Annotated in this window: 24 protein-coding genes and 7 tRNA genes; 5 read left to right on the forward strand and 26 right to left on the reverse strand. The window is 67.4% G+C overall.

The genetic code is table 11. The features are described from left to right. Positions 1–56: 56 nt before the first annotated feature. The 20 genes from ACEN2M_RS01405 to ACEN2M_RS01500 form a co-directional block, all read right to left on the reverse strand. The gene (locus ACEN2M_RS01405) at positions 57–2,309 is read right to left on the reverse strand and encodes a RelA/SpoT family protein (RefSeq protein WP_441646335.1); all 2,253 of its coding nucleotides are present in this window, start codon (positions 2,307–2,309) and stop codon (positions 57–59) included. A gap of 96 nt (positions 2,310–2,405) precedes the next feature. Beyond that, positions 2,406–3,434: a protein translocase subunit SecF gene (gene secF / locus ACEN2M_RS01410; protein WP_441646336.1), complete on the reverse strand. Its 1,029-nt coding sequence runs from the start codon at positions 3,432–3,434 to the stop codon at positions 2,406–2,408. After that, positions 3,434–5,188 (reverse strand): protein translocase subunit SecD, encoded by a 1,755-nt coding sequence (secD, locus tag ACEN2M_RS01415; protein ID WP_441646337.1) that lies wholly within the window; start codon positions 5,186–5,188, stop codon positions 3,434–3,436. The genes secF and secD overlap by 1 nt, the downstream gene beginning before the upstream one ends. Positions 5,189–5,250: 62 nt before the next feature. Continuing rightward, entirely contained in the window at positions 5,251–5,652 is a 402-nt protein-coding gene (gene yajC, locus ACEN2M_RS01420; RefSeq protein ID WP_441646338.1) for a preprotein translocase subunit YajC, read from the reverse strand. Positions 5,653–5,776: 124 nt separating this feature from the next. Beyond that, positions 5,777–6,811 carry a Holliday junction branch migration DNA helicase RuvB gene (gene ruvB, locus ACEN2M_RS01425; protein ID WP_441646339.1) on the reverse strand — a complete coding sequence of 345 codons (1,035 nt, stop codon included), beginning with the start codon at positions 6,809–6,811 and terminating at the stop codon, positions 5,777–5,779. Continuing rightward, positions 6,808–7,461 (reverse strand): Holliday junction branch migration protein RuvA, encoded by a 654-nt coding sequence (gene ruvA, locus ACEN2M_RS01430; RefSeq protein ID WP_441646340.1) that lies wholly within the window; start codon positions 7,459–7,461, stop codon positions 6,808–6,810. Before ruvA ends, ruvB begins: the two co-directional genes overlap by 4 nt. Continuing rightward, positions 7,458–8,111 (reverse strand): crossover junction endodeoxyribonuclease RuvC, encoded by a 654-nt coding sequence (ruvC, locus tag ACEN2M_RS01435; protein WP_441646341.1) that lies wholly within the window; start codon positions 8,109–8,111, stop codon positions 7,458–7,460. Before ruvC ends, ruvA begins: the two co-directional genes overlap by 4 nt. 7 nt (positions 8,112–8,118) lie before the next feature. Further along, on the reverse strand, positions 8,119–8,883 hold the full coding sequence (locus ACEN2M_RS01440) for a YebC/PmpR family DNA-binding transcriptional regulator (protein WP_441646342.1): 765 nt from the start codon (positions 8,881–8,883) through the stop codon (positions 8,119–8,121). A 219-nt stretch (positions 8,884–9,102) separates the two neighbouring features. Beyond that, positions 9,103–9,648 carry a DUF1697 domain-containing protein gene (locus ACEN2M_RS01445; protein WP_441646343.1) on the reverse strand — a complete coding sequence of 182 codons (546 nt, stop codon included), beginning with the start codon at positions 9,646–9,648 and terminating at the stop codon, positions 9,103–9,105. Positions 9,649–9,672: 24 nt separating this feature from the next. Continuing rightward, a complete protein-coding gene (gene pdxT, locus ACEN2M_RS01450) occupies positions 9,673–10,266 on the reverse strand; it encodes a pyridoxal 5'-phosphate synthase glutaminase subunit PdxT (RefSeq protein ID WP_441646344.1) in 594 nt (197 codons plus the stop codon). Positions 10,267–10,276: 10 nt separating this feature from the next. Continuing rightward, positions 10,277–11,179 (reverse strand): pyridoxal 5'-phosphate synthase lyase subunit PdxS, encoded by a 903-nt coding sequence (gene pdxS / locus ACEN2M_RS01455; protein WP_441646345.1) that lies wholly within the window; start codon positions 11,177–11,179, stop codon positions 10,277–10,279. 128 nt (positions 11,180–11,307) lie between these two features. Beyond that, a complete protein-coding gene (locus ACEN2M_RS01460; protein WP_441646346.1) occupies positions 11,308–11,943 on the reverse strand; it encodes an HIT family protein in 636 nt (211 codons plus the stop codon). 3 nt (positions 11,944–11,946) lie between these two features. Continuing rightward, a complete protein-coding gene (thrS, locus tag ACEN2M_RS01465; protein WP_441646347.1) occupies positions 11,947–14,004 on the reverse strand; it encodes a threonine--tRNA ligase in 2,058 nt (685 codons plus the stop codon). A 120-nt stretch (positions 14,005–14,124) separates the two neighbouring features. Continuing rightward, positions 14,125–14,199: transfer RNA gene (locus tag ACEN2M_RS01470), tRNA-Val, on the reverse strand. 25 nt (positions 14,200–14,224) lie between these two features. Beyond that, positions 14,225–14,298, reverse strand: a tRNA-Cys gene (locus ACEN2M_RS01475). Between the two features lie 56 nt (positions 14,299–14,354). Continuing rightward, positions 14,355–14,426: transfer RNA gene (locus ACEN2M_RS01480), tRNA-Gly, on the reverse strand. Positions 14,427–14,516: 90 nt separating this feature from the next. After that, complete coding sequence (locus ACEN2M_RS01485; protein ID WP_441646348.1) at positions 14,517–14,987, reverse strand: DUF4383 domain-containing protein; 471 nt, start codon at positions 14,985–14,987, stop codon at positions 14,517–14,519. 115 nt (positions 14,988–15,102) lie between these two features. Next, positions 15,103–15,174: transfer RNA gene (locus tag ACEN2M_RS01490), tRNA-Val, on the reverse strand. 41 nt (positions 15,175–15,215) lie between these two features. Then, positions 15,216–15,289, reverse strand: a tRNA-Cys gene (locus ACEN2M_RS01495). 54 nt (positions 15,290–15,343) lie between these two features. After that, positions 15,344–15,415: transfer RNA gene (locus ACEN2M_RS01500), tRNA-Gly, on the reverse strand. A gap of 159 nt (positions 15,416–15,574) precedes the next feature. Between ACEN2M_RS01500 and ACEN2M_RS01505 the strand changes: the two genes are divergently transcribed. Next, positions 15,575–15,650: transfer RNA gene (locus ACEN2M_RS01505), tRNA-Val, on the forward strand. 58 nt (positions 15,651–15,708) lie between these two features. On the opposite strand, the gene glpX is transcribed toward ACEN2M_RS01505, so the two are convergent. Next, positions 15,709–16,629: a class II fructose-bisphosphatase gene (glpX, locus tag ACEN2M_RS01510; protein ID WP_441646349.1), complete on the reverse strand. Its 921-nt coding sequence runs from the start codon at positions 16,627–16,629 to the stop codon at positions 15,709–15,711. Between the two features lie 52 nt (positions 16,630–16,681). Between glpX and ACEN2M_RS01515 the strand changes: the two genes are divergently transcribed. From ACEN2M_RS01515 to ACEN2M_RS01530, 4 genes are all read left to right on the forward strand, one after another. Beyond that, on the forward strand, positions 16,682–16,972 hold the full coding sequence (locus ACEN2M_RS01515) for an antibiotic biosynthesis monooxygenase family protein (protein ID WP_441646350.1): 291 nt from the start codon (positions 16,682–16,684) through the stop codon (positions 16,970–16,972). A gap of 100 nt (positions 16,973–17,072) precedes the next feature. Continuing rightward, positions 17,073–18,536, forward strand: a complete 1,464-nt coding sequence (locus ACEN2M_RS01520) for a DUF222 domain-containing protein (RefSeq protein WP_441646351.1) — start codon at positions 17,073–17,075, stop codon at positions 18,534–18,536. A 62-nt stretch (positions 18,537–18,598) separates the two neighbouring features. Further along, positions 18,599–19,834, forward strand: coding sequence for an NAD(P)/FAD-dependent oxidoreductase (locus ACEN2M_RS01525; protein ID WP_441646352.1), 1,236 nt, complete (start codon positions 18,599–18,601; stop codon positions 19,832–19,834). Then, on the forward strand, positions 19,831–20,475 hold the full coding sequence (locus tag ACEN2M_RS01530) for a class I SAM-dependent methyltransferase (RefSeq protein ID WP_441646353.1): 645 nt from the start codon (positions 19,831–19,833) through the stop codon (positions 20,473–20,475). The genes ACEN2M_RS01525 and ACEN2M_RS01530 overlap by 4 nt, the downstream gene beginning before the upstream one ends. Before the next feature lie 24 nt (positions 20,476–20,499). Here ACEN2M_RS01530 and ACEN2M_RS01535 read toward each other — a convergent pair whose 3' ends face one another. The 5 genes from ACEN2M_RS01535 to ACEN2M_RS01555 form a co-directional block, all read right to left on the reverse strand. Next, on the reverse strand, positions 20,500–21,228 hold the full coding sequence (locus ACEN2M_RS01535) for a YqjF family protein (protein WP_441646354.1): 729 nt from the start codon (positions 21,226–21,228) through the stop codon (positions 20,500–20,502). A gap of 8 nt (positions 21,229–21,236) precedes the next feature. Further along, positions 21,237–22,673, reverse strand: a complete 1,437-nt coding sequence (locus ACEN2M_RS01540; RefSeq protein WP_441646355.1) for a flotillin family protein — start codon at positions 22,671–22,673, stop codon at positions 21,237–21,239. Positions 22,674–22,794: 121 nt separating this feature from the next. Beyond that, the gene (locus ACEN2M_RS01545) at positions 22,795–23,127 is read right to left on the reverse strand and encodes an SHOCT domain-containing protein (protein WP_441646356.1); all 333 of its coding nucleotides are present in this window, start codon (positions 23,125–23,127) and stop codon (positions 22,795–22,797) included. A gap of 69 nt (positions 23,128–23,196) precedes the next feature. Continuing rightward, entirely contained in the window at positions 23,197–23,619 is a 423-nt protein-coding gene (locus tag ACEN2M_RS01550) for a DUF6325 family protein (protein WP_441646357.1), read from the reverse strand. A gap of 111 nt (positions 23,620–23,730) precedes the next feature. Further along, positions 23,731–26,496: a LuxR C-terminal-related transcriptional regulator gene (locus tag ACEN2M_RS01555; protein ID WP_441646358.1), complete on the reverse strand. Its 2,766-nt coding sequence runs from the start codon at positions 26,494–26,496 to the stop codon at positions 23,731–23,733. Positions 26,497–26,499: the final 3 nt, after the last annotated feature.

Below are 26,499 nucleotides of genomic sequence, written 5' to 3' on the forward strand. Positions count from 1 at the left end.
CGCGTCGGCTCCACGGCGGCACCCCGCGATGGACCCCGCCGTGGTCCGGCGAGGCCTCAGCCGTCGCTGACCCTGTAGACGTCGTAGACAGCGTCGATCCGGCGCACGGCGTTCAGCACCCTGTCGAGGTGGGTGGTGTCGCCCATCTCGAACACGAACTTGCTGATCGCCAGCCGGTCGCTGGACGTGTGCACCGTCGCCGAGAGGATGTTGACGTGGTGCTCTGAGAGCACCCGGGTGACGTCGGAGAGCAGGCCGGAGCGGTCGAGGGCCTCGATCTGAATCTGCACGAGGAAGAGGCTCTTCGACGTCGGCGCCCAGTCGACGTCGATCATCCGCTCGGGCTCCTTGAGCAGCTCCTGAACGTTGTGGCAGTCGGCCTGGTGCACCGACACACCCGAACCGCGGGTGATGAAGCCCACGATGGTGTCACCGGGCACCGGGGTGCAGCAGCGCGCCAGTTTGACGAGGATGTCGGGAGCGCCGCGCACCAGGATGCCGGAGTCGTTGTTGCGCAGCGTCTGGGTGCGCCCGTTGGGTGTGAACGGCAGGTCGGTGGCGTCGCTCTCCTCCACGCTCTGCAGCGTGGCGACGACCTTCTCCAGCACTGACTGGGTGGACACGTGGCCCTCACCGACGGCGGCGTACAGCGCGGAGACGTCCTCGTAGCGCATGACCGCGGCGACCTCGGCGAAGGAGTCCTGGTTCATCAGCTTCTGCAGCGGCAGGTTCTGCTTGCGCATGGCCCTGGCGATGGCGTCGCGGCCCTGCTCGATGGCCTCGTCGCGGCGTTCCTTGGTGAACCACTGGCGGATCTTGTTGCGTGCGCGGGGGCTCTTGACGAAGTTCAGCCAGTCCTGGCTGGGGCCGGAGTCAGGGTTCTTCGAGGTGAACACCTCGACGACGTCGCCGGTGGTGAGTGAACTCTCCAGCGGCACCAGCCGTCCGTTGACCTTGGCGCCCATGGTGCGGTGGCCCACCTCGGTGTGCACGGCGTAGGCGAAGTCCACGGGGGTGGCGTCGGCAGGCAGGCCGATCACGCGCCCCTTGGGCGTGAAGACGTAGACCTCCTTGGCGCCGATCTCGTAGCGCAGGGAGTCGAGGAACTCGTTCGGGTCTGCGGTCTCGGCCTGCCAGTCGGAGATGTGCGCGAGCCAGGCCATGTCGGTGTCGCTCTGCGGGCCGGGGCCTGAGCTCTTGCCGTTGACCTGTTCCTTGTACTTCCAGTGCGAGGCCACGCCGTATTCGGCGCGTTCGTGCATCTCCTGGGTGCGGATCTGGATCTCGACGGGGCGGCCGCTCGGGCCGAGCACCGTGGTGTGCAGCGACTGGTACAGGTTGAACTTGGGGGTGGCGATGTAGTCCTTGAACCGGCCGGGCAGCGGGGTCCAGCGGGCGTGGATGGCACCGAGGACGGCGTAACAGTCGCGCACCGAATTCACCAGCACCCGGATGCCGACCAGGTCGTAGATCTCGTCGAACTCGCGGCCGCGCACGACCATCTTCTGATAGATGGAGTAGTACTGCTTGGGTCGCCCGGCCACCTTGCCGCGGATGCGCGCGGCCTTGAGATCGTCATTGATCGCGTCGATGACGTATTGCACGAATTCTTCGCGCTGCGGGGTGCGCTGCTTGACGAGGCTTTCGATCTCGGCATACAACTTGGGGTAGAGCACACCGAAGGAGAGGTCTTCGAGTTCCCACTTGATGGTCTGGATACCCAGCCGGTGCGCCAGCGGAGCGTAGATCTCGAGGGTCTCGGTGGCCTTCCGGGTTGCGGACTCGGCCGGCACGAAACCCCAGGTGCGGGCGTTGTGCAGACGGTCGGCCAGTTTGATGATGAGAACCCGGATGTCCTTGGACATCGCGACGATCATCTTGCGCACGGTCTCGGCCTGGGTGCTGTCGCCGTACTTGACCTTGTCGAGCTTGGTGACGCCGTCGACGAGCATCGTGATCTCGTCGCCGAAATCCGCGCGCAATTGGTCCAGGGTGTAGTCGGTGTCCTCGACGGTGTCGTGCAGCAACGCGGCAGCCACGGTCTTCGGCCCGATCCCGAGGTCGGCCAGAATCTGGGCGACGGCGACGGGATGGGTGATGTACGGCTCGCCGCTGCGACGTTTCTGGCCCTCGTGTGCGCGCTCGGCGGCGGCATACGCCCGTTCGATGATCGACAGGTCCACCTTGGGATGGTGGGTGCGCACGGTCTTCAGCAGCGTGTCGACAGCGCCGACGGGCTGTGCCCTGGAGAAAATGCGCGGAACCAGGCGGCGCAGTGATGCGGCGGATGGCGTAGTTGTCTCTGTCATCTCGTTACCTCACTCCTTGGCGCCAATTATCCCTGTACTAGCGAATAAACGGTAAACCGAGGCACGAGATCGGGTATTCCCGGCGGTTCGGCCGGCTCACGCGGTGACGTCCGCGTGAGTGACATCGGCGACCGGCGACGTGCCGGCGGCCTTGGCCTTGAGGGCCAGGGCCTTCTTGTCGCGCTTGCGGATCTCGGGCTCGTTCTCCCGCATCTGGGCGTAGAGCGGTGCCGCGATGAAGATGGTGGAATAGGTGCCCACCAGCATGCCGATGAACAGGGCGAGCGAGATGTCCCGGAGGGTTCCCGCTCCGAGCACGAACGCGCCGATCACGAGGATGGACGCCACCGGCAGCACCGCGACGACCGAGGTGTTGATGGAGCGCACCAGAGTCTGGTTCACCGCGAGGTTCACCGACTCGGCGAAGGTGCGCCGGGACTCGGGACCGTCGACGGCGGTGTTCTCACGGATCTTGTCGAAGACCACCACGGTGTCGTACAGCGAGTAGCCGAGGATCGTGAGGAACCCGATCACCGCGGCCGGCGTGATCTCGAAGCCCGTGATGCCGTAGAACCCGGCCGTGATCACGAGGTCGTGCAGCAGGGCGACCATTGCCGCGACGGCCATCTTCCAGGTACGGAAGTACAGGGCCATCACGACGCCGGCGAGCACCAGGAAGGTGAGCAGCGCGCGGATGGCGGAGCCGGTGATGTCCTGGCCCCAGGACGGGCCGATGAACGACGAGGTGACCTGTTCGGGATCCAGGCTGTATGCGGTGGCGAGGGCCGAGCGCACCTCACGGCTTTCGGTGTCGGTGAGCTGGTCGGTCTGCACCCGGATGCTGTCGGTGCCGACAACGGACACCCGCGGCGCCGCGGCGGGCACGACGTCGGTGACCGCCGTGGAGGCGGCATCCTGGTCCTGGGTGGAGATCTCGGAGAGAACGAACTCCGAACCGCCGGTGAATTCGATGCCGAAGGTGAAGCCGCCGCGCAGCGCGGGAACGACGATCGCGATCAGGATCATCGCCGCCGCCGCCAGGTACCAGACCTTGCGACGACCCACGATGTCGTAGGAGAGCTTGCCCGTGTGCAGGTCGTTGCCGAACTGGTTGAAGCTGGCCATTAGGAATCCTTCCCGTCGGTCGACTTACCGGAGCCGGTACCGATGAGCTCGGCCGCCTTGCGTTCGGCAATGGTCTGGCGTTTCACGGCCTCTTTGCTCGAGGACGATCCCTTGCGCGATGCCACCTCGCTGGAGGGCTTGAATTGCGCCCGCCCGCGGTACACGGCGCCCAGGGCGCGCGGGTCGAGGCCGCTGAGCTTGTGCCCGTCGCCGAAGAACTTGGTGCGGGCGAGCAGCTGCAGAGTCGGGTGGGTGAACAGCGCCACGACCAGGAGGTCGACGAGCGTGGTCAGGCCCAGCGTCAGAGCGAAGCCGCGGACGTTGCCGACGGCCAGGATGAACAGCACGGCGGCAGCCAGGAAGTTGACGGTGTCGGACGCGATGATGGTGCGGATCGCGCGCTTCCAGCCCGATTCGACCGAGGACACCAGTCCCCTGCCGTCACGGAGTTCGTCGCGCACCCGCTCGAAGTAGACGATGAACGAGTCCGCGGTGATACCGATCGCCACGATCAAACCGGCCACACCGGCCAGCGACAGTCGGTAGCCTTCCCGCCAGGACAGCAGGGTGATGAGCAGATAGGTGATGACGGCGGCGACGGCGAGCGACGCGACGGTCACCAGGCCCAGCAGCCGGTACTGCACCAGCGAGTAGAGCACGACCAGGATCAGGCCGATGAGGCCGGCGATGAGGCCGCTCTGCAGCTGCGTCGAACCCAGGGTCGCCGAGATCGTGTCCTGGCTCTGCACGGTGAAGCTGATCGGCAGGGCGCCGAACTTGAGCTGGTCGGCGAGGGCCTTGGAGGTGTCCTGGTCGAAGGAGCCGGTGATCTGCGGCTTACCGTCGGTGATCACGGCGAGGGTGCGTGGCGCGGAGATGACCCTGCCGTCCAGCACGATGGCGAACTGGTTCTGCGCGCCCTCGAGGCCGCTGAGGCGCGTGGTCACGTCGGCGAACGACTTGGTGCCGGCACCGTCGAAGACGATGTTGACGGCCCATTCGCCGGTGGTGGCGCCGCTCTGCGTGGTGACCTGTCCGTTGGTGGCGTCAGAGATGTTCTCTCCGCTGACCTCGACCGGGCCGAGGATGTACTTGACCGAGCCATCCGCTTCGCAGGTGATGAGCGGCTCGCCGGCCGGTGCGACAACGCTGGTGTCGATGTTGCTGCACTGGAAGCTGTCGAACTGTTCCTGCAGGGCAGGAGTGATGTTGTTCAGGTCGCTGGCGTCGGTGGGAGCGACAGCCGGCGTCTCGGCGGCCGGATCCGTAGCGGCATCCGTCTCGGGGGCGGCGGCATCGTCGGTGGCACCCGGCGTCGGAGTAGCGGTGGAGCCGTCGGCCCCGACGCTGTCCTCAGTGGGGGCGGATGCGACGAGCACCGGGCGGAACTCGAGCTTGGCCGACGATTGGATGCGGTTCAGCGTCGCGTCATCCGGCGTGCCCGGAATCGACACGACGATGTTCTGCCCGCCCTGGGTGTTGATCTCCGACTCGGAGACACCCGCGGCGTCGATGCGCTCACGGATGATCGAGACGGCCTGGTTGAGCTGCTCCGAGGAGACGGTCTGGCCGGACTCGAGCTTGGGCGCGAGAATGATCTGCGTGCCGCCCTCGAGGTCCAGGGCCAGCTTCGGCGTCCACGACCCGCCGCCGGTGAGCACCCCGGCTCCGTTGGCAACAATGAGACCGACGATGATCACGCCAAGCCAGGACAGGGAGCGCCAGGCCTTCTTGGTCGGAGACGACTTAGCCACCTATTGAACTCAGCTTTCTTTGCTCGCGGCCGCGCCGAAAGGCGCGGACCGCAGTGGGGTTGTTACGCGTCGCCCTTTTTGGGTTCGGTGTTGTTGTCGGGAGCGGCTTCTTCGGTCGTCGGCTCGAATTCGGTGCGCTGACCGTACTCCGGCTCGCCCGTGACGGCGGCGGTGCCGGCGTCGCTGTCGGCGGACTCGTCGAGCACGACGTCGTCGCCGACGACGGTGGGCTCCACGACGCGGGCGATGGTCTGACGGTGGATCTGCACGATGGTTCCGGGTGCGATCTCGAGGGCGACCTTGTTCTCTTCCTCATCGATCGACACGATGGTGCCGTACAGGCCGAAGTTGGTCATCACGTCTGCGCCGGCGACCATCTTGGACTGCAGCGCCAAGGTGTCCTTCTGGCGCTTGCGGCCGTTGCGAAACATGAAGAACACGAGCAGCGCCAAAACGGCGAGCATGACAAGAGTCAACGGATCCATAGAACTGTGAAACCTTCCCGTGCGAACGTGTAGTCGCGACGAAGTTTTTTAGTGCGAGTGGTTGAGGGGAACCGGTCGGAGGCACGCTCCTGACCAGCTTGAATTATAGAACATCCAAGGTGAGCGCAGCCTGAGGATTGCTCAAGCCGAAGTGCCGCCACGCTGCGGCAGTGGCAACCCGCCCTCGCGGGGTACGCGTGAGGAAGCCTATCCGCACCAGGAAGGGCTCAACGACCGATTCGATGGTTTCGGGCTCCTCCCCCACCGAGACGGCAAGCGTATTCAGCCCGACGGGTCCACCCCCAAAACGGGTGAGGACGATGTTCATGACCTCCCGGTCGAGCCTGTCGAGGCCGATTTCGTCGACATCGTAGAGCTCCAGGGCCGCGTGGACGGCGGCCAGGTCGGCGTCGCCGCCGTGCACCAGGGCGTAGTCGCGCACCCGGCGAAGCAACCGGTTGGCGATTCGCGGGGTGCCCCGGCAGCGGCCGGCGATCTCGTTGATGGCCTCCCGGTCGATCACCAGACCCAGCAGTCGTGCCGCGCGCACGAGAACCAGCTCGAGTTCGGCGTCTGCATAGAACTCGAGGTGCGCCGTGAAGCCGAACCTGTCCCGCAGCGGGTTGGGCAGCATCCCGGAGCGCGTCGTCGCACCGACCAGGGTGAACGGGGCCAGGTCCAGCGGCACCGAGGTGGCGCCGGCGCCCTTGCCCACCATGATGTCGATGCGGAAATCTTCCATCGCCAGGTAGAGCATCTCCTCGGCGGAGCGGGCCATCCGGTGGATCTCGTCGATGAAGAGCACTTCGCCGGGTACGAGCGAGCTCAGCACGGCGGCCAGGTCTCCGGCGTGCTGGATAGCCGGCCCGCTGGACATCCGCAGCGGCCGGTTGCCCTCGTAGGCAATGATCATGGCGAGTGTGGTCTTGCCCAGTCCGGGCGGGCCGGCCAGCAGGATGTGGTCCGGTGTGCGCTGTTGCATGGATGCCGCGGTGAGCAGCAGCTGCAGCTGGCCGCGTACCTTGTGCTGGCCGACGAACTCGGTGAGGCTCTTGGGACGCAGGGCGCCCTCGAACGCCAGCTCAGCGTCTCCCTCGAGGGACGGGTTGGTCAGGTCGACACCGGGGTCCTGGGTCATGAGCGTCGCTCCGCGGCATTGCCGGTGGCGGCGTGCTGGGCCGGTCCGAGCCTGGCCAGTGCGAGCCGGAGCACGGCTGCCACGCCGGCCGCCTCGGCGTCGAACTCGGCGGTGCTGCCGGCCAGGATCTCTTCCACGGCTTGAGCGGCGACACGTTCGGACCAGCCGAGGCCGATCAGAGCCGTCTGCACGCTCGCGCTCACCGTCGTCGTGGTCACGCCGGCCCGTCCGGCACCGGCGGGAGCCGCCGTGACGGCGACCTTGCCGACCAGCGACAGCACAATGAGCTTGGCGGTCTTCGGACCGATCCCGCTGACCTTGCGGAACACCGCGTCGTCTTCGGCGGTGACGGCCTGCGCGATCTGGTTCGGGCTCAGCACGGCGAGCACGCCCAGGGCGGACTTCGGCCCGACGCCCGTGACGCCGACCAGCAATTCGAATACGGCGAGTTCCTCAGCGCTAGGGAAGCCGTACAGGGTCAGGGAGTCCTCGCGCACGATCAGGGTGGTGGAGAGCCGGGTTTCGGTTCCGATCCGGGCGGCCAGGGCCGTTGACGGGGTGACCTGCAGAGCCAGTCCCACTCCCCCGACCTCGATCACGACCGTTGAGCCCAGGGCTGAAAGGACTGGGCCGCGCACTGATGAGATCACCTGGCAAGCCTACGGTGCGCCGCCGACGCTGCCGCCGTGGACCCCGGCGCGTTGCCGCGTTCGGCGTCACGCCAGGCCTTCTGCGCCGGGGTGAGAGCACCGGGGGCGAGCGACGGCGTGGACCGGTTGCCGGCCGCGACGGCGCCGCTGGTGGGCAGCACCCCGCCGGCGGCTCCGGTTCGCCAGGCGTGGCAGATGGCCAGGGCCAGGGCGTCGGCGGCATCCGCTGGTTTCGGGATCTCGGTGAGGCCGAGCACCCGGGCGACCATCGTTCCGACCTGCTTCTTGTCGGCGGATCCATAGCCCGTGATCGCGGCCTTGACCTCACTCGGGGTGTGCAGGGTCACGGTCAATCCGCGCTTGGCGGCGAGCATCAGTGCCACCCCGCTGATCTGGGCGGTGCCCATCACCGTGCTCACGTTCTGCTGGGCGAACACCCGCTCGATGGCCACGAAGTGCGGCTGGTGCCGGTCGAGTAGCTCCCCGAGGCCCTCGCTGATCAGCAGGAGCCGGCGTTCGAGGGGAAGCTCCGGTGAGCTGCGCAGCACCTGGACGTCGACCAGGGTCGCCGAACGGTTCGCTGCGACGTCGACGATGCCGACGCCGCAGCGGGTCAGACCGGGATCGATGCCCAGCACCCTGACCGTCATTCGGTGACTATTCGCTGTCTGCTTCGAGCTCGGCCTGAACCTCGGCCGATACGTCGTAGTTGCTGTAGATGTTCTGCACGTCGTCGAGCTCTTCGAGGGCGTCGATGAGCCTGAACACCTTGCGGGCGGTCTCGGCGTCGACCTCGATCTTGAGCTGGGGAACGAAGGCGATGTCGGCGGAGTCGTAGTCGATTCCGGCGGCCTGCAGCGCGGTCCGGGTGGCGACGAGGTCGTGGGCTTCGCTGAAGACCTCGAACTTGTCGCCGTCGTCGACGACCTCTTCGGCGCCGGCGTCGAGCACCGCGGTGAGGACGTCGTCTTCGGTGAGGTCATTGCCCTTGGGGACGACGACGATGCCCTTGCGGTGGAAGTTGTAGGCGACGCTGCCCGGGTCGGCCATGTTGCCGCCGTTGCGGCTCACCGTGGTGCGCACCTCGGCCGCGGCGCGGTTCTTGTTGTCGGTGAGGCACTCGATCATGATGGCGACACCGTTGGCGGCGTAGCCCTCGTACATGATCGTGGTGTAGTCGACGGCCTCGCCGGACAGTCCGGCCCCGCGCTTGACGGCGCGGTCGATGTTGTCGTTGGGAACCGAGGTCTTCTTGGCCTTCTGGATCGCGTCGACGAGGGTCGGGTTACCGGAGAGGTCCGCGCCGCCCATGCGGGCCGCGACCTCGATGTTCTTGATCAGCTTGGCGAACGCCTTCGCCCGACGCGAGTCGGTGACGGCCTTTTGGTGCTTGGTGGTCGCCCACTTGGAATGCCCGGACATGAATCTCCCGTTTGACGCTTACTCGTGCGACGCGCTTGGGGCGTCGGCTCCTGGTGGAGGTGCTCACTCACGTCACTGCATCGCTGCAGTTCGGCAAGACGCGCACCGCCCTGATGGCTCGGTGGCATCGCTGTCTGGCGACGGCGCGATGCCTTGCCAGTCTAGCCCGGGCGCCCCAGCGGTGCCCCTCGCCTCGCCAGGCCCTGGCGCGTTGATCGGTCAGGGCAGCGCGAGAATTTTGTGCAGAGTGCGAAGATTCCGGTTGGTGGTGGTTGATTTGTACCGAGCCTTGGCGCTGAGGCTGCTGAACGGGCTCTTGATGCCCACGGCCCGGCGCACCTGCCAGTAGAGCAACCCGGCGCCAGGCTGCACCCTCTCGTCGGCGGGATCGAGCGTGGCAGCGGCGGCCAGCAGTTCGTCGAGCAGGGCAGGCTCGGAGCCGAACAACACATAGGAGTGCCAGCCGTCACGGTCCTCGAACGGGTACCCGGCCACCGCTTCAGCCAGCTGGTCCCTGGTCATGAGCACGACCCAGGCCTGGTAGCCGAAGCGCTCCGACAGCGCCCGTTCGAGACCGGCCTTGACCGCCGAGACCTCCGGGTCGTCGCTCTCGAACACGACGTTGCCGCTGGCGAGCACTGTCTTCACTGCCGAGTGCCCGAGTGCGCTGACGGTGTCGGCCAGGGCCGCCATCGTGACCGTGATTCCGCCCACGTTGATGCCGCGGAGAAGGGCTACATACCTCGTCGTGCCGGGTGCTGTCATGCGCCCATTCTGGCGCAGAGACGGCTAGGTACCGAAGCCTGCCCGCGCCACCTTCTGCAGGAAGTACTCGTGGAAGCGGTACTCCCCCGTGATCTCCGGGTGGAAGGACGTGCCGAGGAGGTTGTCCTGCTCGACGGCGACGCACCTGCCGTCGGTGACGGTGGCCAGCGCTCGGGCCCGCGGGCCGATGCTCTCCACGACCGGCGCACGGATGAACACCGCGTGCACGGGCGCCTGGCCGAGCGCGGGCACGTCGAGGTCGGTCTCAAAGGACGCGGTCTGGGAACCGAACGCGTTGCGGCGCACGCTGATGTCGAGGCCGCCGATGCTCTCCTGGCCGGCGATGCCGTCGAGGACGGTGTCGGCCAGCATGATCAGGCCGGCGCAGGTGCCGTAGACCGGGAGCCCGGCCGCCACGGCCGCCTTCAGCGGGCCGGCGAGGCCGAACATCCGGGTCAGCTTGTCCATCACGCTGGACTCCCCGCCCGGGATCACCAGCCCGTTGACACTGGCCAGTTCCTCCGGGCGGCGCACGAGCACCACGTCGCTGCCGAGTGAGCGCAAGACCGCGACGTGCTCGCGAAAGTCGCCCTGCAGGGCGAGTACTCCGACGGTCATGAAGCGGGTGTTACCAGCCGCGCTCGGAGAGGCGGTGCGGGGCGGCGAGGTCGGACACGTTGATGCCGACCATCGCCTCGCCGAGCCCGCGCGAGACATCCGCGATGATCTTGGCGTCGTCGTAGAACGCGACAGCCTTCACGATCGCGTTCGCCCGTTCCTGCGGGTTGCCGGACTTGAAGATGCCCGAGCCCACGAAGACGCCGTCGGCGCCGAGCTGCATCATCATGGCCGCGTCGGCCGGGGTGGCCACGCCGCCTGCGGTGAAGAGCACGACGGGCAGCTTGCCGGTCGCGGCGATCTCGGCGACCAGCTCATACGGTGCCTGCAGTTCCTTGGCGGCCACGTACAGCTCGTCCTTGGTCAGCGAGGACAGCCGGGCGATCTCGCCCTTGATGGTGCGGATGTGCTTGGTCGCCTCGGACACGTCGCCGGTGCCGGCCTCGCCCTTGGAGCGGATCATCGCGGCACCCTCGGTGATGCGACGCAGCGCCTCCCCCAGGTTGGTGGCACCGCAGACGAACGGGATGGTGAAGTTCCACTTGTCGATGTGGTTGACGTAGTCGGCGGGGCTGAGCACCTCTGACTCGTCGATGTAGTCGACCTCGAGGGCCTGCAGCACCTGTGCCTCGACGAAGTGACCGATGCGGGCCTTGGCCATGACCGGGATGGAGACCTCGGCGCGGATGCTGTCGATCAGGTCGGGGTCGCTCATGCGGGCGACACCGCCCTGGGAGCGGATGTCGGCGGGAACGCGCTCGAGGGCCATGACGGCGACAGCGCCGGCGTCTTCGGCGATGCGGGCCTGCTCGGCGTTGACGACGTCCATGATGACGCCGCCCTTCAGCATCTCAGCGAGTCCGCGCTTGACGCGGCTCGAGCCGAACTGCTCGTGTGAAGTGGTGTCAGTCATAGCTTCGATTCTATTCCTTGCGTCTGGTGCCGCCGTTCGGGCGGCGACACGGGTGATGATCACTGATGGTGAAGCAGTACCGAGGGTTACGCAGTGCCAAGGGTGAGCAGGGCCGAGCAAACGACGGCTCAGGATTCCCCGACGGGCCAGCCCTCTGCGACCGAGCGGCGCACGTCGCCCAGAAGCTGGGGAATGGCCTTGGTGCCGGCGATGATCGGGAAGAAGTTCGAGTCCAGGGCCCAGCGCGGCACGATGTGCTGGTGCAGGTGCTCGGCAATCCCGGCGCCGGCGATGCGGCCCTGGTTCATGCCGAGGTTGAACCCGTCGCACCCCGACGTGGCCTTGAGCACTCGCATGGCCGTCTGGGTCAGGCTGCCGATCTCGGCGACCTCCTCGGGCGTCGCCTCGTCATACGTCGCGACATGCCGATACGGGCAGACCAGCAGGTGGCCGCTGTTGTACGGGAACAGGTTCAGCAGCACGTAGGCGTACTTCCCGCGGGCCACGATCAGAGCCTTCTCGTCGTCCATCGACGGTGCGATGCAGAACGGGCAGTCGTCGGGGTGCGGTTGCTGGCCGCCCTGGATGTAGACCATGCGGTGCGGGGTCCACAGCCGTTGGAAGGCGTCGGGTACCGCGGCGAAGTCGCCGGAGTTCTCCACCTCGACGCCGTCGGCCAGGTCTTGCGGATTGCCGGACAGGCGGTCCCAGGGGGTGTCGCGCGGCTGGTCCTGTGCGGGACCTGCCGGGGTGGCGTCGTTCATGGGCTAGCTCAGCCCGGCGGGAAGAACGGCGTCGACGATCTCGTCCGCCTCGGTGAGCGGGGCCGTCGCGGCACCCTCGGCGAAGTCGGCGGCGCCGAGGACCTGCGCGCGGGTGCTGATCGACGCGATGATCCGGCGGATGGCGTCGTCAACCGGGACACCGTTTTCCTGGGTGCCGTCGCGGAACCGGAAGCTGACCGCGCCGTTCGCGCGGTCGTCTTCGCCGACGATGAGCTGGAACGGGATCCTCTGCAGGGTGGCATTGCGGATCTTCTTCTGCATCCGGTCGCTCGACGCGTCGAGTTCGACGCGCACGCCGGCGGTCTTGAGCTTGGCCAGGACCTCCCAGAGGAAGTCCTCGTACTGCTCGGACACGGGGATGCCGATGACCTGCACCGGAGAGAGCCAGACCGGGAACGCGCCAGCGTAGTGCTCGAGGAGGATGGCGAAGAACCGCTCGATCGAACCGAGCAGCGCGCGGTGGATCATGACGGGCTGCTGACGGGTGCCGTCCGGCGCGGTGTACTCCAGGTCGAACAGCTCCGGCTGGTTGAAGTCGAGCTGCACCGTGGACAGCTGCCAGGTGCGGCCGATGGCGTCACGGGCCTGCACGGAGATCTTCGGGCCGTAGAAGGCCGCTCCACCGGGGTCGGCGACGAGTTCGAGTCCCGAATCCTCTCCCACCTGGCGGAGGGTCTCGGTCGCCGCATCCCACTGCTCGTCCGTACCGACGGACTTCTTGGGGTCGCGGGTGGACAGTTCCAGGTAGAAATCGGTGAGGCCGTAGCCACGCAGGGTCTCGAAGACGAACTCGAGCTGGCTTGCGACCTCGGCGCGCACCTGGTCCTGCGTCACGTAGATGTGCGCGTCGTCCTGGGTGAGGCCGCGCACGCGGGTGAGGCCCTGCAGGGTGCCGCTCTTCTCGTAGCGGTAGACGGTGCCGAACTCAGCCAGCCGCAACGGGAGCTCGCGGTAGCTGCGGCCGCGAGCCTTGAAGATCAGGTTGTGCATCGGGCAGTTCATGGGCTTGAGGTAGTAGTCCTGGCCCTGGCGGGTGACGTTGCCCTCGGCGTCGACCTCTTCGTCGAGGTGCATGGGCGGGAACATTCCGTCGCGATACCAGTTGAGGTGCTGACTGGTCTCGAACAGGTGACCCTTGGTGATGTGCGGGGTGTTGACGAGGTCGTAGCCGTTGGCGAGCAGGCGCTCGCGCATGTAGTTCTCGATCTCGGAGCGAATGATGCCGCCCTTGGGGTGGAACACCGCGAGACCGGAGCCGATCTCCTCGGGGAACGAGAACAGGTCCAGTTCCTGGCCGAGCTTGCGGTGGTCGCGCTTGGCGGCTTCCTCGAGGCGAGCCTTGTAGGCGCGCAGTTCGTCCTTGGTGGGCCAGGCGGTGCCGTAGATGCGCTGCAACTGCGGGTTCTTCTCCGAGCCTCGCCAGTAGGCGGCGGCAAGGCGGGTGAGCGAGTAGCCGTTGCCGATCATGCGGGTGTTGGGCAGGTGCGGGCCGCGGCAGAGGTCCTTCCACACCGTCTCGCCCGTCTTCGGGTCGACGTTGTCATAGATGGTCAGCTCGGCGCCGCCCACCTCGACGGACTCGTTGTCGCCGTTCTCGGCGGTGCCACCTGCCGAGACCCCGCCCTTGATGCCGATCAATTCGAGCTTGTACGGCTCTGCGGCCAGCTCGGCGCGGGCCTCGTCATCGGTGACGACCCTACGCACAAAACGCTGGCCCTGACGGATGATGCGGTCCATGGCCTTCTCGAGCGCCTTGATGTCTTCGGGTGTGAACGGTACGGCCACGTCGAAGTCGTAGTAGAAGCCGTCGGTGACGGGCGGGCCGATGCCGAGGCGGGCCTCCGGGTTGACGGTCTGCACGGCCTGGGCGAGCACGTGGGCAGCCGAGTGCCGCAGGATGTTCAGGCCGTCGGGCGAGTCGATGGTCACCGGGGTGACGTCATCCGTCTCGGTCACCGTGGTGGCCAGATCCTTGAGCTCGCCGTTGACGCGCATTGCGACAACGGATCGGTCGGTGAATAGCTCAAAGCCGTCAGCCACGTGTATTACTCCCTGTGTTTGCGTACCCGACAACTTTAGTGGAGTCGAGCCATCGGGGATGCGAGGGCAGCTGCCGACGAAAAAACCCCCGGTTCGAGAACCAGGGGTTTGTCTGTGCTGTGGTGGGCGATACTGGGATCGAACCAGTGACCTCTTCCGTGTCAGGGAAGCGCGCTACCGCTGCGCCAATCGCCCAGAACCGCCGGTCGTACGTGCGGGCTGGAGGTGGATACGGGATTCGAACCCGTGTAGACGGCTTTGCAGGCCGTTGCCTCGCCTCTCGGCCAATCCACCGTGTTCGGTCATACGTGTACACCAAAGAAAATCGGCCTTTCGGCCGATTCACTTCGAGCGGATGACGAGATTCGAACTCGCGACCCTCACCTTGGCAAGGTGATGCGCTACCACTGCGCCACATCCGCAACTGCTCGCATTTCTGCGTGCTTGGAAGACTCTACCTGATCCTGGAGGCGCCGTGTGCACATGACGCGCCGACACGGCGCCTCCCGGGATCACAGGGTGTCGGATGTCGCTGTCGCCCGGGTGCGGCCGAACACCACACCCAGCACAACCATGCCCAGGCCGAGGACCAGGTGCAGCCAGTTGTCCGCGCTGTTCAGCGGAACGAAATTGACCGCAGATTCCTGGTCGATGAACAGCCCGTACAACCACAGCACGAGATAGATCACTCCACCCCAGATGAGGTAATTGCGGGCGCCGATGGCCGTTCGGGCCAGGACGATTCCGACGACGCCGTAGAGCAGGTGCACCAGGTTGTGCAGGATCGAGACCTGGAAGACGCCAAGCAGCAGGGCTTCTGATTCGTGCCCCGCCAGCAGCAGTTGGTCGTAGTTCGTGGTTATGCCGGGGATGAATCCCGCGATGCCGACGACGAGGAAGATCACGGAGATCACCAGGGTGACTTTCTGCACGCTGGTGGCCGTAAGGGTCCCGGTGGTCGACGCTCCAGATGATGTGGACATGTCTCCTCCAATCCTCAGGTGACGAACGGGTTCGATGCCGCCCACGGTAGTCCCGACGATGTCGCGGCTCAAGCACGCACAAAAAAACCCCCGGCGTGAGCCGGGGGTTTTGCTGTGGGCGATACTGGGATCGAACCAGTGACCTCTTCCGTGTCAGGGAAGCGCGCTACCGCTGCGCCAATCGCCCAGGTCCTTCGGGTACTCGTGGTGCGTGAGTACATCTCAGGCTGGAGGTGGATACGGGATTCGAACCCGTGTATACGGCTTTGCAGGCCGCTGCCTCGCCTCTCGGCCAATCCACCATACTTGTAGGGTTCTATACCAAAGTGAATCGGCCTTTCGGCCGATTCAATTCGAGCGGATGACGAGATTCGAACTCGCGACCCTCACCTTGGCAAGGTGATGCGCTACCACTGCGCCACATCCGCAACTGCTCGCATTTCTGCGTGCGTTGAAGACTCTAGCCGATAGTGCGACGCATATTCAAACCGAGCGAATCCAGCGTGTCGCGGCCTCTCGATGTGCGTTCGGGGCCCGGTCTGGTCTAGTATCAGATGTCGCAGTCGAGAGGTTTTCGGGTGTGGTTCGGGCGATTGGCGCAGTTGGTAGCGCGCTTCCTTCACACGGAAGAGGTCGTGGGTTCGAGTCCCGCATCGCCCACCAGAAACAGCCCCCGGAATCCCCGGGGGCTTCTTTCGTTAAACGTGCTGTGCGATGCCGGCTAGGTCGACTGCACGGGCGTGGAGGCGAAGAGAACCTGGTCGCTGGAGACGAGATCATTTAGGGTGAGCACCCGATCGAGGTTGTGACCGGCCGCCAGCGCCATTGTGAGCTGGTCATCGCTCTGAGGAGCGAGCCGTCCCTCCATGAATCCGTTCAACGCCCGCACCGCGCAGGCGGTGAGCACGCCCTCGGGGGTGCCGCCGATGCCCATGGCCAGGTCGATGGCCCCTTCAGGCGTGGCGGCGCTGATCGCCGCGGACACGTCGCCCTCCCCCGCCAGCACGACGCGTGCCCCCATTCCGCGCAATTCGGCTACCAGGTTCACGTGCCGCGGCTTGTCCAGCACAGCAACGGTGATCTCGCTCACCGGCTTGCCGAGCGCGTCGGCGAGGTTGCGCACGTTCTCGGTCGGCGTGGCGCGGAGGTTCATGACGCCGCGGGCCGGCCACGACGAGATGAGCTTGTCCATGTAGAACACGTCGGTGGGATCGAACAGCGTGCCTCGCGGGGCGAGCGCGATGACGCAGACCGATCCGGGCAGGCCCTCCTGCACGAGGCGGGTGCCGTCGAGCGGGTCTACGGCGATGTCGCAGGCCGGGCCCTGGCCGGAGCCGAGTTCCTCTCCGTTGGCGAGCATCGGCGCCTCGTCCTTCTCGCCCTCCCCGATCACGACGAAGCCCGCGAACGGGGCGTTCAACAGCTCGGCGCGCATTGCAGCCACCGCCGCCGCATCCGCCGCGTTCTTGTCACCGCGACCGAACCACGCTCCCGCGGCCAGCGCCGCGGCAGCTGTCGAGGCGCGCACGGCGTCGACCAGCTCGTCGGAGTAGTGTTCGGCGCCGAGCACCGTGGTGCTGACGGTGCCGATGATCGTGCGCGTGCCCGGAGTGACGGCGTCGGCCGTGGTGTTGCTGCCCATGGGAGTCGATGGTACTCGCCGGGCCGAGCGGCCTCTCGGATAGGGTCGACGGGTGATCACAGAACACGCCATCCTGCCCGTGCGTCCTGGCCTCGAAGAGGCCTTCGTGGCTGCCTTCCAGAAAGCCCGGTCGTTGATCGAGTCGATGCCCGGATTCCGGAGCCTCAGCCTGTCAAGGTCGGTCGAGGTGCCCGCGTCGTTTCTGCTTTTGGTCGAGTGGGAGCGGCTCGAGGATCACACCGAGGGCTTCCGGGGCTCCCCCGAGTACGGCGAGTGGAAGGCGTTGCTGCACAGGTTTTACGACCCGTTCCCAGACGTTCAGCACTTCATCGCCGTGGGCTGATTCGAGGTCGCCGCTCCTCCACAAGTCGCTGGTCAGAAGTCTTTTATGCACCCGCGTTCGCCAGCGCCAGAATGTCGGTGGTGGGTGGGATTATCAGGGTATGAGCAGCCCAGGAGAGCAGTTCCCCGAAGACCCCGACGCCGGTGCCCAGGCCCAGGCCAGACGCCGTAGGCAGGCTCTGCAGGACCAGGCGCGGGCGACTCTGGCGAGGAAGGTCGCCAAAGCCGGGAAGGCCCACCGGAAGATTGCGAAGGCCACCGCGCTGCGCGCCCGAGCATTGGACGAGCTGCGCGAATGGAGCTCAGACCCGGTGAACGCGACACTACTGAACCCCGACTACGCCCGCGTCGGTGCGACCGGCCCGGTCCTGACCGATGCGGATTCCAGTCCGCGGAAGGTCACGGCGTGGGAGGACCAGGAGATCGCCCGCCGCACCGTCACCAGCGAAGTCGCGTGCAGCCTGCGCCTGGCCGAGCACACCGCGGAGAATCTGATCGGGGAGGCGTCGATTTTCGCCGGTCCCATGAAGGCGACCCTGACGTTGATGAGTCGCGGGGAGATCAGTTATCGCCACGGGCAGGTGTTGATGGAACAGCTCAGCTTTCTACCGCTGGAGGACGTGGCGGAACTGGAGTCGCAGCTGCTGCCGGCAGCGAAGGACCTCACGGTGGGCAAGCTCAGGGTCAAAGCGCGTCAGCTGCGGGAACGGGCCCACCCGGAGACCATCACGCGGCGCGCCACCGAGGCAGTGAAGGAACGCGGGGCGTGGTGGGAGGGCCGGCCCGACGGGATGGGCACGCTGACCTGGTACGGCACCCCTCAGCAGACCATGGCCGCGCACGACCGTTTGAGCAGCATCGCCGAAGCCACCCGAAACAGGCAACGCCAGGACGAGTCGATCCCCGAGGAGCAGCGGCGCACCATCGGCCAGATCTGCGCCGACGCGATGGCCGATCTGCTGCTTGACGGTGTCACACCGACCGGCACCGGCGGGGGAATTCGAGGCAGCGTCATGGTCACCATTCCGGTGCTGTCCGTGATGGGACAGGACGACGCCGCGGGTTTCCTGGAGGGGTACGGGCCGATCCCCGCGGACGCCGCCCGGGAGATAGCGGGCGGGGCACCGAGTTGGACCCGGCTGCTGACCCACCCGGAGACCGGAGTCGTACTCTCCATCGGCAGTGAACAGTACCGGGTCCCCGCAGACATGAGACGGGTGGCACGCCTGCGCGACGGCACCTGCCGGTTCCCAGGCTACACTCGCCCGGCCGCACGGAGCGACATCGACCACACCATAGCCCGGGAAGAGGGAGGACCAACCGACGTGGACAACCTGGCCCACCTCTGCCGGCCGCACCACCGGCTGAAGCACCAGACCCTCTGGGCCGTCGAGCAGGAACCCGGTGGTGTGCTGGTCTGGACCTCCCCTGCCGGCCAAACGCACCGCACCTTCCCGGAGACCTACCTGGGCCCGCCGGTCACCCAGGCAACAGAGCCGGAACCACCACAGGCCACATCGCCCTCCGAGCCGTTGAGCACTGACCCCGACGATCCGCCCTTCTAGAGCGAGTTGCCAATTCGGCAAATGTATTTGTCAATCTGTGGGTTGCACCTCAGCATGGTCCCATGACCACCTTCGAAGCCCCTCCTTCCCCTCTCTCGCAGACTTTCGACGTCGTCATCATCGGCGGCGGTGCAGCAGGACTCAGCGCCGCGGTTGTGCTCGGACGGGCACGACGATCAGTCATCGTCATCGACGGCGGAGAACCGCGCAATGCGCCCGCCGCGGGCGTGCACAGCTTCCTCACCCGCGACGGCGTCAGTCCCGCCGAGTTGATCCGACTCGGTCAGGACGAAGCCCGGTCCTACGGCGCCGAATTCCTCGCCGGCCAGGCCGTGGACAGCCAGCGCTCTCCCGCCGGCTTCACGGTGACCCTCGACAACGGCCGGGCGGTTTCCGCACGCCGCCTTCTGGTGGCTACTGGACTCGTCGACGAACTGCCTGACGTTGCCGGTCTGAGCGAACGGTGGGGCGTGGACGTGCTGCACTGCCCCTACTGCCACGGTTGGGAGGTGCGGGACCAGGCCATCGGCATCCTGGGCACCGGCCCCTTGTCGGTGCACCAGGCGCTACTCTTTCGCCAGTGGAGCAGCAATGTCACCCTGTTCCTGCACGGCGCCATGCTCGATGCCACCGGCGCCATCTCCGAGAAGCACGGACCGACCGAGGCCGAGTGGGAACAACTCGCCGCCCGAGGCATCAAGGTCGTCATCGGCCCGGTCGCGAGCCTCGACGTGCAGGATGACACGCTGGGCGGGGTGCGCCTGACCAGCGGCCACCTGATCCCGCTGCAGGCGCTTGTGGTCGCCCCGACGTTCACCGCCCGCACGGCCTTCCTCGCCGGCCTGGACCTCGCCCCGGTTGCGCATCCGATGGGCGTCGGCACCCACCTGGACAGCGACGAGACCGGCAGGGTTCTCAGCGGCGGGAGCGTCGTGCCCGGTGTCTGGACCGCGGGCAATGCGACCAACCTGATGGCGCAGGTCGTCGTGTCCGCTGCCGCCGGGCTCGGAGCAGCCACCGCTATCAATGCCGACCTCATCATGGCGGACGTGTCGGCCGCCGTGGACGCGTACCGTTCACCGTTTTCGGCCGATGCCGAGGCCCGCAACAGCAGCACCGTGCTCGGGGATCGCCGGCACGGGGTGAGCCCAACGCTCGCCCCGGGCTCAGGCCCGGCCGTGTCCGCCGAAGACGTCCCCAGCAGTGACGTACCCATCGAAGACGTACCCACCGGTGACGTACCCAGCAGTGACGTACCCAGCAGTGACGTACCCAGCAGAGCCGGACACACCCGATGACTGAGACCTTCGACCAGGCCTACTGGGACGCCAGGTACGGCGCCGCCGACGACGTGTGGAGCGGCTCACCGAACCCGGTCCTGGTCAGCGCGGCCCTCTCCCTGCCGGCCGGAACCGCCCTGGACATCGGCTGTGGCGAGGGTGGCGACGCCATCTGGCTGGCCACCAGGGGTTGGCAGGTCACCGCCGTGGACTTCTCGGCGGTCGCACTGGAGCGCGCGGCCGCTCGCAGCCGGCGTGCTGGCGGCTCCCCGGCCGAATCTGCCGCCCTCGCTGACCGGATCTCGTGGGAGCAGCACGATTTCACCAGGTGGGTTCCGCCGGCCGGCAACTTCGACCTGGTCAGCGCCCAGTTCATGCATCTGCCGGCTGCGCAGCGGACACCCCTGTTCGGCGCGCTCGCGGCGGCTGTCGCACGGCGCGGCACCCTGCTCATCGTGGGCCACGACGTGTCAGACAGCCACCACCGGGGGCACATTACCCCGGCCGACCTGTTCTTCACGGCACCGGATGTGGCGGCCACCCTCGACCCGCAGCTGTGGCGTGTGGATGTGGCGGAGTCGCGGCCGCGGGCCGCGACGGATCCGGATGGCTCGCCGGTCACCGTCAGCGATGCCGTGCTCAGCGCCCGCCGCTGGTAGCTGGTAGTCGGGCCGGGTGGCCGGTCAGTCCCGAGTGCCGAACCAGGTCGTGACCCCGGGTGAAAACAGCACCGAATCGGGTGCCCGGGTGCCCGCCAAGCCCGGAAACCCCGCCGACGCCAGCAGGGTGTCGTCGAGGGCGACCAGTTCCGCTCGGAACAATTGCCACGGTTCGTGGTGGTTCCGGAGCCGGATGGTGCGGCCGCGCACCCTGGTGAACAGTGCCCACCGGGCGGTGAGGAAGTCGGCAAGCGCATCCGCGCTGACCGCAATCCCCGTCGACCGCGCCACGATGCTCGAGTGGGCGCCGGCGGCGAAGTGGCGGGTGGAGGAGTAGCGGTACTCCCCCGCCGCCACCTCGAGCTTGGTCCTCGACCACATGTAGGGAAGCGCGAACATCGCTCGGGCGGCGAGCACCGCGGCAAGCCTGGACGCCTCGAGCGAGACGAAGACGACACCCCGGCGGCCGCGGGAGTCGACCGCGTACAGGCGAACGTTGACCTCGACGAAGTTGCCGAAGTACGGCACGGGCGGGCTGCCGAACACGGTGGCGCGGTCCAGGACGAACGGGATCAGGCCGACCCAGCTCGAGCCGTCGAAGACATCCGGGCGAAGACCGGCCGGAAGCAGCGGCGCCACCTGCTCGGCATCCACCCGCCAGTGCAGGAAGACCAGGTCTGACCACCGCTGGCTCGCCGTCGCCCGGCCGACAAGCGGCGGGGCAACGGACGAGATCGGCCAGACGTCGGACATAGTACCGGTTAGACCGCGTCGTCCACGGGAACTGCGTCGGCCGCACCCGAGGTGCCGACGGGCACGAAGGCTTCGGTCGCGTGCGCCCGCGCCAGAGCGCTGCCGGCAGCTGTGCCGCCGATCAGCCCGCCAAGGAGGTCCTTGATGCCAACGCCCATGGTCGAGCTGAGCACGGCGTCGACCTCGGAGAACCCGGAGGCGACGTTCTTGCTCAGTTGGCTGGCGCCGTCGGTCGAGATCACGGTGAGCTGGTCGATGTTGCCCATCGGGGCGGCGAGCTCGTGCGCGATCTTGGGCAGCATCTCCACCAGACGCAGCTGGATGAGCGCTTCGGACTGATCGGCCACAGCCTGCGCGCTGAGGCGGGTGGCTTCGGCCTCTGCCGAACCGCGAGCCAGGATGGCGTCGGCGTTGGCCTGCCCTTCTGCCCGGATGGCTTCCGCGGACGCGACTCGGCTGTCCCTGTCCGCGTTGGCGGCAGCGACCCGGGCCTCGGCAGCGGCAGCGGCAGAGACGCGTACCCGGTACGCGTCGGCATCCGCAACAGCGTTGACCTCGGAGTCGAGCTCGGCCTTGCGCAGGCTGGCGCGACGTTTGGCGGTGAGCTCCTGCTCTTGCACGATGTTCTGCTGCGCCTTGGCCTCGGCGAGCGGCTTGGCCGCGGCGGCTTCGGCCGACGCCTTATCGGTGTCCAGCTGGAGCGCGGCCTTGCGCAGGGCGAGCGTGTTCTGCGCCTCGGCGACGGCCTGTTCGGCGATGATCGACGCTTCCTGGGCCTCGCGGTTGGCCTGGTGCTCAGCCACCTCGGCCTGACGACGCACCTTGGCCTGCTCGGCGCGACCGAGGTCGCGAATGTAGTCGTTCGCGTCGGTGATGCCCTTGATCTCGAAGGAGTCGACGTCGACGCCCTGGTTCGCGAGGGACTCCCGTGCGGTGGCCAGCACAGAGCTGCCGAGCTCGTCGCGTTTCTGGATGATGGTCATGACGTCGGTGGCGCCGATCGACGACCGCAACGAACCGCTGAGCACTTCCTGCGCGAAGTTGTCGATGTTCTTGTCCTGGCCGGTGAACCGCTGGGCGGCGGCGCGGATGGCGGTGGGGTCGTCGCCGACCTTCACGATCGCGACGGCTTCGACGGTCAACGTGATGCCGTTGCGGTCCTGGGCGACGGCCGTGATCTCGATCGCCCGGCTGCGCAGGCTGATCTTGAACGCCTTCTGGAAGAACGGGGTGATGAACACGCCCTGGCCGTGTACGACGCGCTGGCCGGATTCTTCCAGGGTGGCGCCGTCGACGATGGTCTTCTTCGACTTCTTGCCTGTGATGACGAGGGCTTCGTCCGGCCCGGCGTTCTTGTACACCGAGCGGGCGTACACCAGAACGATCACCCCCACCACAATGACGAGAAAGACGATCCCGATAAAGGGACTGAGAAGTTCTAACATGTGGTCCTTCCGGTCCGCGCCAGGCGAACGTGTCGTCGGGCAGCCGGAGGGCCCCGCTCCCTCTCAGTAGGCTAGCGGTCCCGCACCCCGGCGTGGGGCGTCGGAAGAATCAGTTGTTTCCTCAGGCCAGCAGTTTTGCCTTGGCGGCCGTGAACTCGGTGTCACTCAGTACCCCGGCATTGTGGAGCTGGGAGAGCTGGTTCAGCTGGTCGAGCAGGGCGGAGTCGCCCGCGCCCTGGGCCGGGGCGGCCGCCGGCATAGGCTGCTGCTGCTGGGCGGCATACTCGTTCTGCTGTGCCTGGGCCTCGGCGTCGGCCTGCGCTTGGGCATCCTGGGCCCTGGACTGCTGTCGGCGCTGCACGTTGCCGCTCACAGCTGTGGCCGTGCCGGCGACGACCGCCGTGCGCGCGGCCATACCGATCAATCCGGGGCGACCCATTCGACGAAGTGGCATGATCTGGTCCTCACTGTCCTGGTGGACTGTCCTGGTGGTGAATGTGCTGGTCGGCTGGCCTGTTAGCGGTCAACGGGCAGCTTCGAGCACGGCATTGACGACGGCCGCGGGGATGCGGTCATGGTGCAGAACTGCGCCCCCGGATGCGGCCAGGGCCGACGCGAAGTTGCGCGCCCACGCAAGTTCCACGACAAGCACCGCGGCGGAGGTACCTGGCGGCAGTTCGGTTGCGAGTTCCTCGACGTCATCCAGTCCCGCGAGCCCGAGTTCGCCCAGATCGAGGTCGGGCAACTGGGCCTTCTCGGGCAGATCCTCCACCTCGACGATCCGCAGATCACCGGCGGCGTCGCGTGAGACGAAGAGCAGGTCGAGCAGCCTGATCGTCTTCTCGGCGATCAGGTCGCGAAGCGCCGCTCCCAGGGCGGGGCCCGGCCTGTCCCCCTCGAAGGAGATCAGGAGGACCTCCACTGGTCCGTACGTGAATTCCGCCATCGGTCGTCCCTTCGTCAGCCCCGGGGGCTGACCCGCCACCCGTGTGGGGTCAGTGTCGCCGTGCGGCCCCGGGGTGGAGTCACCCGATGTGGGTGAATCTCCCTCGCGCGGCTACAACAACCCGCGATCCTGCGCGATCGACACGGCGTCGGCCCGATTCGTGGCTTCGAGCTTCTGGTAGATGTTTCGCAGGTGGGTCTTCACGGTGTTCGGACTGACGTTGCGCTTCTGCGCGATGTCCGCAACCGACTGGTGGAACGGTAGTTCACGCAGGACCTCCCGTTCGCGCTGGGTGAGTGACGGGGCACTCCGACCGCGGTCCTGGCCGAGTGCGCGCTCATGTGCCGGGAGGGCGTCGGCCCGCCGCAGGATGTGGCGAGCGAAGTCGTCCAGGTCCCCCAACCGGCCGAGCCGATCGCGGATGAGTCCGATTCCCTGGCCGCCGACGGCGAGGAAGGCCCGCTCGCCGCCGATACGGCTCGCCAGCCGGAGGGCCCGCAGCAGACGCGCATCCGACTCGACGTGTCGACCAGACACCTCCGCAACGTGGGCAAGGGCGATCCAGGCACTCACGATGGTGGTGCCGCGCCAGGCGGTCGCTTCCTCCAACGCAGCTGCACGGAGCCGCTCCTCGGCCGGGTGGCCGGTTCGGGTGGACGGCACGAGCAGGAACCTGATCAGCAGGGCTTCGAGCGACCCCTCCCCGAGCGCCTTTTCGATCAGGCGGACAACCGGCTGCGTCTCGGCGCGACCGTCCAACGCTCCGCTGACCTCGATCAGGGGCACGCAGCAGAGGCTCAGTGCCCGCGGATGCTCCGCGCCCACCTCACGCATCAGAAGCATCAGCCGGTCCAGAGCCTGGCGTGAATGCGCCGCGTTGTCGAGCCGGCTCAACAACAACAGGACCTCTGCCGGCACATTCACGCCGGCGTCAGCACCTGGAGCGTCCGGTGATGCCAGGGCTTCGAGAATGGCGGAGTCGACCGGCCGGCAGCCCTCATACCGGCGCATCATCGCGTAGAGCAACGCCCTACCGGTGACGTGGTCGATCGGCCGCAGGGCACCCGGCACCGACTCGGCCGCCGGTACGCTCGCCGATTCCGCCGTCGCCCACCCCGTAGAGTCTGTCGTCCACCCATTCTTGCGGCCCAGCCAGGTCGACATCGACGCCATCTTGCCCTCCAGCATGGCCACGTGCAGCCAGTTGCCGGAATGTCCGGCGGCCGTAGCCGCCAAGTCGGTGGCCAGCAGGAACAACCAGTCGAACCCGGCGAGCCTCGCCGAGTCCGCAACCTCCCGCAGTAGGTCCTCCGCCGCACCGGATTGCCGGAGCCGGTCCAGGCAGCGGCCCTCCGCCATCGCCGCCAGCAGGTCCACGGCCAGGTCCTGCCGCGCCGCCGCCGCCGAATCGGCCCGGAGCGCGCTCAACCGTGACTCGATCTCAATGGGATCGCTGGCATGGATGGCGTGCAGGACCTCGACGACGAACGTCCACCGGAGCGAGGCCGCCTCGGACCGCTCGGGTGTTGCCAGGGCCAGCACGCCCGCGTCTGCGGCAGCGAGGAGCTGGTGCACCCGACGCCGCACGGGAAGGTAGGGCGGCTCCAGCAACACCCGCAGGCACAGGGTCGCCACAGCTGTCAGGCAGCCCTCTATCCGGTGAAGCGCGCGACCGACCAGGTCGGTCGCCCCACTCAGGACCAGGGCCAGTCCGAACCGTTCGAGGAGCTCCCCGACCCGCTCGGCGTCGTCGGCCAGCAAAGACTGCTCCATCGCCGCCGCCCCGCAGGCCCGCTCCGAATACCACCGGCAGGCCAGCAGATGTCTCTCCCTCGCGGCGCCGGCGTCCAACCGTCGACCCTCCGCCTGCAGATAGGCCAGCAGGATGGGGTGATACCGGTACCCGGTCCCGCCCGGCGCGGCCGGCTCCCGCGTGATCAAGGTGTTGTGCCGGGCCAGCCGCTCGAGGACGTCGCCGGCGTCGGCGCGCTCGGACACCGCCACCGCCACGTCGAGGGCCACCACCTCGCTGAGAGCCGATGTCATCAGTACGTCGCGATCTCCCGGATCCAGGCCGGCGACCACCTCGGCGGCGAGGTAGTCCGCGACCACAGGGTTGTCACCGTCGAAGCGCCGCAGGTCGAGCGCATCTCCCTCGGTGTGCCGCCAGGTCAGAGCGAGCGCCAGGCCGGTCGCCCACCCGCCGGTATGGCTCTGCAGAACGGCACCGTCGTCGGCCGCCAGGTCGATGTGCTGCAACGACGCCAGGGCGAAGGTCTCCTCCAGCGTGAAAGCCAGCATGTCATCGGCGCAATCGATGAGCACTCCGGTCGCCTCCAGCGGCGCGGTTCCAGACACGGGCCGGTGCCGGCCGGAGACGACCAGACGCAGGCCCGCGGGCTGCGCTGCGACAAGTTCCTCCAGTACGCCGGTCAGATTCGTACCACCGGCCGGCGACGGCCTTTCGGCCAGGTGGAGGTCATCGACGAACACGAAACGGAGGCGCTGGTCCATCACGCCGCCGGGCTCCGTGAGCCTCCGCCGGATCTCAACGGCGTCGCCGGCGTCGCGCAGGTCGGTTCCGGTGAACCACTCCAGGCGCTGGTTCTCGGCCACCAACCGGCGAGCCCACGCCGCCATCAGGGTGGTCTTGCCAGACCCAGCGGAATCCCAGAGCACAAGAACCCGGGCATCCGGTGCCCGCAGCCGCTCGAGCAACGCATCCAGCCGGGGACGATGCAGGTACCACGCAGGTTCGGCGGTGAGGCCGGGCGGTAGGAGGAAAGTTTCCCGTGCGGGCCGCTCCGGGGTGGGCGGGCCCGGCGCCGGCGGAGGGACCGGTGTGAGCGGAGGGACCGGAGTGAGTGGGGGAACCATCAG

Origin of the sequence: Cryobacterium sp. W22_MBD10_FK3, from assembly GCF_052113745.1 — a bacterium.
Classification (GTDB): Bacteria; Actinomycetota; Actinomycetes; order Actinomycetales; family Microbacteriaceae; genus Cryobacterium.